Origin of the sequence: Arthrospira sp. PCC 8006 (assembly GCF_046480465.1) — a bacterium.
Classification (GTDB): domain Bacteria; phylum Cyanobacteriota; class Cyanobacteriia; order Cyanobacteriales; family Microcoleaceae; genus Limnospira; species Limnospira platensis.
On the sequence record NZ_PKGG01000165.1, the window covers coordinates 1 to 11,926 of the forward strand.

8 protein-coding genes are annotated in these 11,926 nt (G+C 44.8%); 4 read left to right on the top strand and 4 right to left on the bottom strand.

The genetic code is table 11. From position 1 onward, the window contains the following. A partial coding sequence (locus tag B9T16_RS19955; protein ID WP_410245585.1) for a hypothetical protein occupies window positions 1-686 on the top strand: 686 nt, incomplete at its 5' end. A gap of 282 nt (window positions 687-968) precedes the next feature. Here B9T16_RS19955 and pruA read toward each other — a convergent pair. Further along, a complete protein-coding gene (gene pruA, locus B9T16_RS19960) occupies window positions 969-3,947 on the bottom strand; it encodes an L-glutamate gamma-semialdehyde dehydrogenase (RefSeq protein ID WP_410245586.1) in 2,979 nt (992 codons plus the stop codon). Between the two features lie 772 nt (window positions 3,948-4,719). Here pruA and B9T16_RS19965 point away from each other — a divergent pair. After that, complete coding sequence (locus B9T16_RS19965) at window positions 4,720-5,214, top strand: SgcJ/EcaC family oxidoreductase (protein ID WP_410245587.1); 495 nt, start codon at window positions 4,720-4,722, stop codon at window positions 5,212-5,214. A gap of 198 nt (window positions 5,215-5,412) precedes the next feature. Here B9T16_RS19965 and B9T16_RS19970 read toward each other — a convergent pair whose 3' ends face one another. Then, window positions 5,413-6,942: a HEAT repeat domain-containing protein gene (locus B9T16_RS19970; RefSeq protein ID WP_410245588.1), complete on the bottom strand. Its 1,530-nt coding sequence runs from the start codon at window positions 6,940-6,942 to the stop codon at window positions 5,413-5,415. Window positions 6,943-7,050: 108 nt separating this feature from the next. Here B9T16_RS19970 and B9T16_RS19975 point away from each other — a divergent pair, with 108 nt between their 5' ends. After that, window positions 7,051-7,353 carry an acylphosphatase gene (locus tag B9T16_RS19975; protein ID WP_006616647.1) on the top strand — a complete coding sequence of 101 codons (303 nt, stop codon included), beginning with the start codon at window positions 7,051-7,053 and terminating at the stop codon, window positions 7,351-7,353. A 34-nt stretch (window positions 7,354-7,387) separates the two neighbouring features. Here B9T16_RS19975 and B9T16_RS19980 read toward each other — a convergent pair whose 3' ends face one another. After that, window positions 7,388-8,554: a pyridoxal phosphate-dependent aminotransferase gene (locus B9T16_RS19980; RefSeq protein ID WP_410245589.1), complete on the bottom strand. Its 1,167-nt coding sequence runs from the start codon at window positions 8,552-8,554 to the stop codon at window positions 7,388-7,390. A gap of 264 nt (window positions 8,555-8,818) precedes the next feature. On the opposite strand from B9T16_RS19980, the gene B9T16_RS19985 reads away from it, so the two are divergent. Next, window positions 8,819-11,437: a M1 family metallopeptidase gene (locus tag B9T16_RS19985; protein WP_317268773.1), complete on the top strand. Its 2,619-nt coding sequence runs from the start codon at window positions 8,819-8,821 to the stop codon at window positions 11,435-11,437. 58 nt (window positions 11,438-11,495) lie between these two features. Here the strand turns inward: B9T16_RS19985 and B9T16_RS19990 are convergent. After that, window positions 11,496-11,926: DUF4351 domain-containing protein (locus B9T16_RS19990; RefSeq protein ID WP_410245590.1), on the bottom strand; the 431-nt coding region annotated here is incomplete at its 5' end.

The following is an 11,926-nucleotide window of genomic DNA, read 5'->3' on the forward strand; positions in this document are numbered from 1 at the left end:
ATCGAATGCCGACCAAAGAGGGGAKTTGTTTACATGAAATTTGGCAACAATTAGGCATCAATTGGGAAGGAATTAGCCTAATTAGAATGCAGGAAATCTTCCAGACGACAGATTTAGGATTTATTCATCTTCCCACCCATTTTCCCCTAGCCATGAACCTAGTGGGACCCCGCCGAGAAATTGGGAAACGTCCCCCTATTGCTACGTTAGAGTTAATGTGGTCTCCCTATTTAGGAGATGCAACTATCGCCTGTGGCTATGTTCACCCCCCCACAGAATCAATGTTCCGAACCGCCCTAGAATTGCGAAATCAGCGGCAATTTATCACGGTTAAGGGATTAGAAGGCAGTTGTGATTTACCCCGCGATCGCACCTGTATTATTGGCATCAACCGCCCCAGTATAGACAACCCGGAAACCTCGACTTTTGAACGTCTGTTATTGCATCCCCATGATTATGGTTATGGGGGGAAAGAAGTTCCTCTTAATTCCTTAGATGAACTGATTAATAATATCAAGGCTGTGTTGGAGGGGGAACCGGGAGAATTAATGCAGGCTGCCATTTGGAATGGGGGTTTTTATCTGTGGTGTGCGGGAGTTTGTTCGGACATAGAAACAGGTCTGAAACACGCGCAGGAGTTACTAACTCAAGGGATGGTAGCCCAGAAATTAAAAGCGATCGCCTAGGGGCGGGTTCTGCTGTCAATTAAATCTCTCGGCGAGAAGACTAATAAACCCGCCCTCTATTGATAATTGATATAGCGTTTCTCATATCCATAAGGTACAGCCCACTCAAAGAGAAGCCGCTGCGCGTCTACACCCCAAACCCCTCTCCCCATACGGGAGAGGCTTGTCCTGAGCTTGTCGAAGGGGGCTTTGAAAAGTACCTCACCAATCCACCGAATCGCTATATAACCACCCATACCAATGGTTTAATTATGGAGCATAATGCCCCATTTATCAAGGTAATTAATCCACCCCTTGAATAGGTGCAAAACCTTGTCGCTGGATGTTCTCGGTAATAGTGCGAGGTTCCAAGAATTGCAGGAGATAATCAGGTCCCCCCGCCTTGGAACCCACACCAGAGAGTTTAAAGCCACCGAAGGGTTGACGGGAAACGATCGCCCCCGTAATTCCCCGGTTAATATAGAGATTTCCCACTTCAAAATCAGCCTTAGCTTGCTGAATATGAGAGGGGGTGCGAGAATACAAACCCCCCGTCAAAGCATAATTAGTCCCGTTAGCAATATCCATCGCCTCATCAAAATTTGAGGCTTTCATCACCGCTAACACCGGACCAAAAATCTCTTCTTGGGCAATTTTCGCAGTAGGAGAAACATTAACAAACACCGTCGGACCGACAAAATAACCCGTGTCTGGTGTATCTAAGGCGATCGCCATTTCTGCTTCTTGTTTACCTATCTCAATGTATTCTTTAATCTTGGTTTGGGCGTTATGGTCAATCACCGGACCCACAAAGGTACTAGGATCAGCCGGATCACCCACATTAAGCGATCGCACCGCCTCCACCAACCGCGACACAAACACATCATAAACAGGCTCTACAACCACCACCAGCGAACAAGCAGAACATTTTTGACCCGTATAACCAAAAGCCGAATAAACAACTCCCGCCACCGCTTGATCAAGGTCTGCACTTTCATCAACAATAATGGCATTTTTGCCACCCATTTCCGCCACTACTCGCTTCAGGTGTTTTTGTCCCGGTCGCAAAATCGCCGCCTCTGCATATATCCAACAACCGACTTCCTGAGAACCTGTAAAAGTAATCATCTGAACATCAGGATGTTTAACTAAATGAGCCCCCACCGTTGAGCCCTTACTAGGGATAAATTGAAACACCCCATCAGGAACCCCAGCTTCCACCAAAATCTCGGCAATTTTCGCACCAATAATAGCAGAAGTTTCCGCCGGTTTGAACAGGGTACAATTTCCGGTGACTAAGGAAGCGACCGTCATCCCCACCGGAATAGCTAGGGGGAAATTCCAGGGAGAAATGACTAAGGAGATACCACGAGGTTGATAGGAATAGCGATCGCTTTCCCCCGCTGTATCATAAATATAACCCTCGTCTAGCCGTTCCATTTCCGCCGCATAAAAACGGCAAAAATCAATGGCTTCCGACACTTCCGCATCACACTGAGATAAGGCTTTACCTACCTCAAAAACCATCCAGCCACATAATTCATGGCGACGTTGTTCGAGCAATTCTGCCGCCTTTCGTAAGACAGCGGCGCGTCGGCTAACGGGGGTCTTTTTCCAGCTAGGAAATGCAGCTTTAGCAGCGGCGATCGCTTTTTCCGCTTGTTCAATATTAGCCAAACCAATTTTGCCGACTATTTCCGTAGGTTTAGCCGGGTTAACGGAATCTACAAAAGTCTCTGTATTTTCCGATTTACCATTAATCAAAGGTAAGTAGGTTTTACCCAACTGCGATCGCACAGTTTCCAATGCAGCCAAAGCGCGATCGCGAATAATTGCATCCGCATAATCACTATCCGCCGCATTCGGAAATACAGGTTTCCAAGTCTGGTGAATTGTGCTATCATTATCACCAACAGGAGGCGCTAATAGTTCTTCTAAAGGTCGCTGTTCTGAACTTTGGCGAATAAAAGAAGAATTAGCCGTATTTTCTAACAGTCGCCGAATTAGATAAGACATCCCCGGTAGTAGTTCACCATAGGGACAATACATCCGCACTCGATAACCTTTAGCCGCCAATTGTTTCGCGAGTTGGTCTCCCATACCATAGAGAACTTGCATCTCAAAGGCGCGTTGGGGTACTTTGAGGGTTTCCGCTATGGCGATCGCTTTCGCCTGGGAACGCACATTATGGCTACCGATAGCAGAATAAATATAGGCGTGATTTTCCAACATTAATTGGGTCAGCTTTTCGTAATTAGCATCAGTCGCCGCCTTATCATTAAATACTGGTTGTAGCCAGTCATTTTGCATCGCCTTGATAGTTTCCTGGTCCCAATAAGCGCCTTTTACCAGTCTTACTGTCACCGGATATCCCCGCAATTTTGCCCATTCAATAATCCCTTCTAAGTCTTTCGGGCTATCGCGTAGGTAGGCTTGAACCGTTACGCCGATATCAGTGCGATCGCGAAATTCCTCTTCCATTAACAGATTTTTGAGGATGCTTAAAGTTAGGTCCTTATAGGCGTATTGTTCCATATCAAAATGCACCGCCGCCCCAACTTCTTTCGCCCGTCTTAATAGGGTGCGAATGCGATCGCTTACCTTCGCCTCACTTCCCTTAGCATCAAGGGGGTCAAACTGCGAATAAAAAGCCGTCAACTTCACCGAAACCTGCACCCTAGGAATAGCCTTTCCGTCCGCTTCATCAATTAGGGGAACTGTTGACCACCGCTGCGCCGCCGCCGACAGTTTTTCCATTAATTCCAAGTAACTATTAAGATACGATTCCGCTTCCGTTTCCGTAATCACCGCCTCCCCTAGCAGGTCTACAGTAAACCCTAGTTTATCTTTACGCAACCTTTCCAGAGTTTTGATAATTTGCGGAATATCCGCCCCCGCGATATATTTCTGAGCCAGAGTTTCTACCGCCGGGGCTACTGTGGTAGCTGCCATTTTCCCAGCTACCGAGTCCGGGTTAGCAAAATTAAGCAGCTTTTTCAGCGAGTCCGGGAGTTCCACCTCTTCCGCCGTTAGGTATTCCTGAAGGTGAGTCGCAATTTCCGGTTTACTACGCAGCGCCGGTAAACAGTCAATAAAATGAAACAATTGCACCCGCAAACCAGGGTTAGACATCGCCCAGTCCAGGATTTTGTCATCCAAACGCATCTGGTCTTGGATTTTGCCAAACAGAGACTGTTTTTTCTGTTGCGTCGCCCCTAGAAGTTCTTGGGCGATTTCTTGGGTTTTGGGTTCGTAAGTATTATTAGATAGTTGTGCAACCACGGGTTATTGAGTGTCAGAAATGGTGAACATTGATATCATACCCGCCCTCAAACCGACGGGGACTTCCAAACCTCACGATTTGGGTTACAGCGATCTACCCCCAAAGGGACAGATTTAATCTGTTGGGCTCTAACGATACCGAGCCTAAACTCCTAGGGCCAGAAGCGCCGCCAAAATATTCATGGGATTTTCCCCATTGTCGGTAAAATCTCCCCTCTGCTCGCTAATCTTACCATGAATCAGATCCACCATTCACCCGCCTTTATCCCTGGTTTGGGGCAACTCAGACACTCCCAAACCCCTCCCCCTCTTAACTCCATTTAAATCTGCTGCATAACTCTCTACCCACACCGCCATAGTCACCCTTACTCATGCGAATCATGCTACTAATGCGAATCATGCGATCGCCACCACATCACCCCAAAACCCCCCCTTAGTCATCAAATTTTCCCACAATCTCCAAATCTATGATAAAATCAAAACCATTTATTTTTGTCTGTGGATTCAATCCCTCCCACAAGTTCCCACTATTGCATTAATGGGACTAACTTTTGGGAGCAGTCTGTTATCCCAATGTTCATTTACCCCCAAAATAACCCTTTTGCTAAAATTAGGGTCTGGGGTATGTTTGCTTATTTTGAGGAAAACCACATAAAATTAGCCGACAAATCCCTGTGGATCAAAAATTAGTTAGTTTCTTCCCAATAGATAATTTTGTGTTATCATCTATTCATTAACCTTTATTTGTCCGGGAATATCTGGTGATTTAACCATGATCAAAAAAATTTTGTGTTCCACCCTGTCCGCTAGTTTTTTAGCAGCTACTATGTCAGGTTGTACTCAGGCTGCTGAAACTGCCGGAGTTTCCTGCGCCGAAGTCACCGAAGCCGAAATCGCAGCATTGTTCGATCGCTGGAATACTTCCCTAGCTACCCTAGATCCTGATCAAGTAGTAGCTAACTATAGCCCCACAGCCGTATTACTGCCAACCGTTTCCAACACTCCCCGCACCGACCATGAAAGCATTAGAGACTATTTTGTGGACTTTCTGCCAAATAATCCCCAAGGAGTGATTAACACCCGGACTATTGCCCTTGGTTGTAACAAGGCTCATGACGTGGGAGTTTATACCTTTACATTTACAGATGACCAAGGTCAAACCACCCAAGAAGTAGCCCGCTTTTCCTATGTTTATGTCTATAAGGATGGTGAATGGTTAATTGATCATCACCATTCATCCCTAATGCCAGAAACTGTAGCTAATTAGGCTTACCATCAAATTGCCTTCTACATTCTGGTGTATCTAGCCATCCCTTGATAATCATCGATATCACACCCATAAAAGATGGTTAAATATGAGCTTTTGATAGCCGATGCTCCAGAAATTTAACCCTCTGAGAGTGTACAGGCAAGGCAAGCCTTGTCTGTACAGCCTTTGAGTCAACCTCCCATGTATCGGGAACTATCAACCTTTCGAGCCATCCTCCGGTTTCTGAAAAACAGACGCGATCGGTTTGGCTTGCTTATCCGTTTCGTGATAAAACTTAAATTTCTCCATCGCCATACTCGCTGCCTGCACTACAGACGGATCGGGGTCTCGCAAACCTTGTTTAAGTATGGGAATCACGCGATCGCTTTTAATCATACCCAAGGCATAAATTGCCTCTTGACGCACTTGAGCGTTACTATCTTGGCTCAGTTGAGTTAGCGTAGGAATAGCTTGTTGGATTTCTGCACGTAAGCCGTGGGTGCTTGCTAGTCTACCCAAAGTCGCCGCCAATTGAGTGCGTATTTCTGTATCCGCGTGTCGAGTATAGCCAACCAAATTAGCAATAGCTGACAGGTTTTGCGATTCTCCAATTTTAGCGATCGCTATCAGCAAGTCCTCCTTCTCATTCCTGCTATACCCAGTGACTTTCAGATTTAGCGGAGGCTTAACCGAATCTACTGCCATTAAACCATCAGCCATCACTGATTCTTCTACCTCTTCCGACACTTCCGCCACTTCCGCCACCGCTTCCGTCTCTTCTAGTGTCTCTTCTGGTGTAGCCGCTTCTGTAGCTGCTTCCGCTTCACTTTCTGCCAACAACTCAGGCAAAAATTCCAAACGCTCATGCAGCGACTTTATCATCTGCTCAGTTTGAGACTGCATAGCTCGCACCAGTTCTTCAGTTCCCGCGCGAATTTCATCATTATATTGTTCTTCCAGGTTATCAATAGCATTTTGAATCTGAGTCTCCTGATCTTGTTCAAGATCAGCCCGTAGCTTCTGAATTTCTTGTTCACTGTGCTGTTGAATATTTTTGAGAGTTTCGCGAATTTCCTCCTTAGTAGTATAGTTGTCTTGCTCAAGTTGTTGTAGTTGGTTATCATAAGTCGCGATATATTCTTCCATCTTCTGAGTGCGATCTTGACTTTCGCTAATCTCGTGATCCATATCATGAAGTTGAGTTTCATAGCCTGTTAAAGACTCACCCATTTCATGAAGGCGAGTTTGGCTGGCTTGTAGATCTTGATTGACCTCTTCTAATTGAGTCTGATATCCACTCAAAAACTCATTCAATTCCTCAACCTGGCGTTCACGGCTATATAATTCCTCAGTCAAATTTCCCAACTCTTGCTGATACTCCCTCAACTGCTGGTTAGCTTCTTGAAGTTCCTCCTCACGGCTTTGTACCTGGTTGGTAATATCCTCAATATGGGACTGATAATATTGAGTTAGGGATTCATTGCTTTTTGTCAATTCAGCTTCGTGTTCTTGTTTTAGCGTTTCTGTCATCTCTCGCAGTTGGCGATCGTAATCATCTCTTAGGGACTGGACCATTTCCTGAATCCTGACTTGATGGGCTTTCTCTAATTCCTCAGCCGAGAGGCGAATTTGTCGCTCATATTCTTCTCTCTGCTGGGTCAGGCGACGCTCTAACACAGTATAGCTAACCCCTAACCCAGCCAAACTGCCAATAATTAACATAATCAGTAAACTAATCAAATCCATAGCTAATCTCCCAATTTTTGGTAAAGTTATAGAGCAATCATCTAATCAAACCAGTTTCTAATAGCTGTGTGTCCCCAGAGTATCTAAATACGTTACCAGATTATAATCGTGTCTAACACAACTCACGAAAAACCCGACCTCCTTCGCGCCCATTTACTCATCTCTGGACGGGTGCAAGGTGTCGGTTACAGGTATTATACTCGCCAAGTTGCCACTCAAAAGGGAGTCAACGGCTGGGTGAAAAATTTGCCCGATGGTCGGGTCGAGGCAGTTTTTGAGGGTAGTCAAGCCCAAGTCCAGACAATGATTGAATGGTGTCACCAAGGACCTCCCTCCGCTCAACCTACACAGGTTAAGGTAGAGTATCAGCGAGCCGAAGGACTCTACAGCTTTGATATTCTCTACCATTAGCCTCAAAATCACCCATAGCGCGACTTAGATAAAATTAGAGCCTACCTTCAACAAATTCTTCTAGGCGCTTGAGTCCAGTTTCAATATTTTTTAAACTCGTGGCGTAGGATAAGCGAATGTGATCATCTGTTCCAAAAGCCAAGCCAGGAACTGCAGCCATTTGCTTTTCTTCTAACAAAGCATTGCAGAAGCCTACCGACCCTAAGCCGATTTTCCCGATATTGACATACATATAAAATGCGCCGTAGGGTTTAACACAGCTAATTCCGGGAATAGCGTTAAGTAGTTCATACATAACCTTCCGGCGTTCAGCAAAGGCTTGTCGCATTGTTTCTACACAGTCGAGAGGACCTTCCAAAGCGGCGATCGCTCCATATTGAGCAAAAGTGCAGACATTAGAGGTACTATGGCTTTGAATCCGGGTCATCGCCCCAATAATAGTTTTATCCCCAGCCAGATAACCTAAACGCCATCCAGTCATAGCAAAGGACTTAGCGAAACCGCTACTAATCAGCGTCTGTTTATGGACTTCTGGGTGAGTCGCTGCTATACTCAGATGTTGCGCGCCATCATAGAGAATTTGGGAGTAAATCTCATCAGAGACCACCAAAATCCCCGACTCTACCACCACTTGCGCTAACGCTTTCAGTTCATCCGGGGTGTAAACCATCCCCGTCGGGTTTGAGGGCGAGTTAAGGACAAATAGTTTAGTTTTCGGGGTAATCGCTTGTCGCAGTAATTCTGGGGTAATCTTATACTCGGTAGCTGCATCGGTGGGCACAATGACCGGAGTCCCATCAGCCAGTTTTACCATTTCTGGGTAGCTTAACCAGTAGGGGGAAGGTATAATCACTTCATCCCCAGCCTCGATGATCGCCATCATCAACTCGGACAGGGAATGTTTCCCGCCATTGGTGACAATGATATTTTCGGCGCTATAATTAATACCCACCTCTTGAGTCAGACTGCGAGCGATTAATTCCCTCAGTTTGGGCTCTCCCGCTGCTGGACCGTACCGTGTCTTTCCTTCATCGAGTGCCTTTTTAGCCGCAGCGACTATGTGTTGGGGTGTGTCAAAGTCCGGTTCACCAACGCTGAAGTTGAGAACGTCGAGTCCCTCGGCTTTCATGGCCTTAGCCTTGGCTGATATCGCTAGGGTGACAGATTGGGGAACCTGTTCTACACGGGCTGCCAGCTTCATATCAAATTACTCTTTTTAGTAGTCTTAAACTAGAAATTCTACGGCGGGTGATGAATGTCTGCAAGCCTAATTGTTGGGCAATGATGACATTTTTTCAATTAGTTCAGGGTGCTATATCACATATTGCGTAATTTGTCAACCATCTGACTACAGTTGTGCTGAGTCCCATTGTTCCATAAGTCTGTCATCCCATCAAGTCCGGTTGACATGATCTCAAAAAAGGTAAACCATCAAATGTTAGACTTCCGATCTATAGATTCATTAATGTTGTATTCCTATTTCGATTCAGACAGCAACGATTCTAAATCCTTCGAGTTACCAGGGGCACGCCCTCACTATAACCCCGATCGCCCTGGTCAGGTTGAGCATATTTTTCTCGACCTAGTTTTCGATATTCCCGCCCAAAGTTTTCAGGGGACTTGTACTATTACCCTAAATCCGATCCGCAGTGGTATTAATACCCTCACCCTCGATGCGGTAGATATGGAAATTAATCAAGTCAAAATTGGTAAGCATGAGGTAGATTTTGACCATGATGGTCAACAATTACAGATTCATCTTAACCAACCCACAGAGGTTAATCAAACTCTGAAAATAGCGATCGACTACACTGTTGATCATCCTCAACGAGGTCTGTATTTTATCGGACCCAATTCAGATTATCCCGATAAACCGATTCAAGTTTGGACTCAAGGAGAAGATGAAGATTCCCGCTTCTGGTTTCCCTGCTTTGACTATCCTGGACAGTTAGCCACCTCAGAAATTAAAGTCCGGGTTCCCCAGGAATTTTTGGCTATTGCTAATGGTGAATTAATCGCCACGAAAACTAAGGGCGATGACCAAATTTATCATTGGTTACAAAAGCAGGTTCACCCCAGTTATTTGATAACTTTAGCTGTGGGTAAATTTGCGGAAATTAAAGATGAGTATAATCAGATTCCGGTGGTTTATTATGTGGAAAAAAATCGCCAGGAAGATGCCCAACGCAGTATGGGTAAAACCCCAGCTATGATTGAGTTTTTATCTCAAACTTTTGGCTATGATTATCCCTATCCCAAATATGCTCAAGTCTGCGTTGAGGATTTCATTTTTGGAGGTATGGAAAATACCTCGACAACTCTGTTAACCGATCGCTGTTTGTTGGACGAACGCGCTACCGTAGATAACCGCAATACAGAAAGCCTGGTAGTCCATGAACTCGCCCATCAATGGTTTGGTGATTTAGTGGTAATTGCCCATTGGTCTCACGCTTGGATTAAGGAGGGAATGGCTACTTATTCCGAGGTACTCTGGACTGAACATGAATATGGCGCCGATGAGGCGGCTTATTACCGATTAAATGAAGCCCGTAGCTATTTTTCTGAGGATTCTTCCCGCTATAGTCGTCCCATTGTAACTCACGTTTACCGAGAAGCAATTGAACTTTATGATCGCCATCTTTATGAAAAAGGTGCTTGTGTTTATCACATGATTCGGGCAGAATTGGGAGATGAGTTATTTGCCAAAGCTATTCATACTTTTGTGCAGGATAACGCCCATAAAACTGTGGAAACGGTGGATTTATTGAGGGCGATCGAAAAGGCGACAGGACGGAATTTGCTGTTCCTGTTTGATCAATATGTCTATCGTGGTGGACACCCTAAATATAAGGTTTCCTATTCCTGGGATAATGATAGCAAAATTGCTAAGGTGACTATTAAACAAACCCAGGCGAAAGATAGTGAGAAACTCAGTGAGGCGAATTTGTTTAATTTGAAAATCCCTATAGGTTTTGGCTACACTAAAAAATCTAAGGGAAAATCCAAAAAGAAATCCACTGAGGTGGACTTGAAAACGGTGACTGTACAAGTTAGCGATCGCGAACAGAGTTTTTACTTTCCTTTGGAAGAGAAACCTAACTTTATCAGTTTTGATGTGGGTAATAATTTCCTAAAAACTGTGACTTTAGATTATCCAGTAGCTGAGTTAAAGGCACAGCTTCAGTTTGACCCAGACCCAATTTCCCGGATTTATGCCGCCCAAGCCTTAGCTAAAAAAGGGAATTTGGCATCGGCTAAAGCCTTGGGAGAGGCGATGGTTTCTGAACCTTTCTGGGGAGTCCGGGTTGAGGTAGCTAAACAGTTAGTGAAGGTTAAACTTGATCAGTCTTTTGATGGCTTGGTTGCTGGTTTAAAAGATGAAAATCCACGAGTGCGGCGGGCGGTGGTTAATGCTTTGGCAGAAATTCACACGGCTGCAAGTTATCAGGCGATTAAACCTCTGGTGGAAAATGGTGATCCTAGTTATTATGTGGAGGCTAGTGCTATACAGGCGATCGCGAAAATAGCGGCGGGAAACACGGAGGATGAACCTACAGAAGCTGAGGCGATCGCTTTGTTAGAAATGGTATTACAAGAAAGGGCTGGTTGGAATGAGGTAGTCCGGTCTGGGGCGATTTCGGGTTTGAGTCAAATGAAAACTTCAGAAATGGCTTTAAATCTGATTTGGAAATATACCGCTAATGGTGTTCCTCAAGCCCTGCGTTTAAATGCAATCTCTAGTCTAGGTCGCATTTCCACAGGTCAAAATAACATCAATCTTGAACGTATTATTCAACGGCTTGAAGAACTAGCTAAAGAAGATTTCTTCTTAACTCAGATATCTGTGGTAACCGCTTTAAGCCAGATGGAAACTCCCAAGGCGATCGCGATTTTGAATGACCTAGCAGAACACACCATGGATGGACGGGTCAGGCGCAGGGCGGAAGAGGCTGTGCAAAAAGTCCAAAAAAACCTTGGTTCAGACAAGGCTATTAAGCAGTTACGCGAGGAACTCGACAAAATGAAAAAGGAAAATCAAGAACTACGAAGTCGCCTAGAAAACTTAGAAGCTAAAACTAAGTAATCGCCATCATGTTGGGGTAATTAGTAAATTACCCCAAGGCGGAAATTCCGGTTGATATTTATTCGGGCTGATGGCTTTGTAGCCATTCCAGCAAATCATCTATCTCCGAAAAGTCTAGTAATGCTTCTCCTAACTCCTCTAATGCGGGTAATGGTAACTGATTGATTTGACCGATGACCGTTTCTGGCAAACTGCCTAATCTCCTATTTAGCAGCCGTAAAATTAGGGATTTTTCTCCTTCGGTTGCCCCCTGTTGTAATCCYTGTTGTAATCCTTCTTGTAATCCYTGTTGTAATCCTTCTTGTAATCCTTCTTGTAATCCCTGTTGTAATCCTTGTTGTAATCCTTGTTGTAATCCTYGTTSWARGGCTTCTTCCAAAATGTCTTGATAAATTACTGATTCTTGCATAATTTCTTGCCTCAATAATCGTTTAATCAACACTTTGTCTAATACCAAACCCGCCAGAATCGCTGTAGATGCTGCCACGT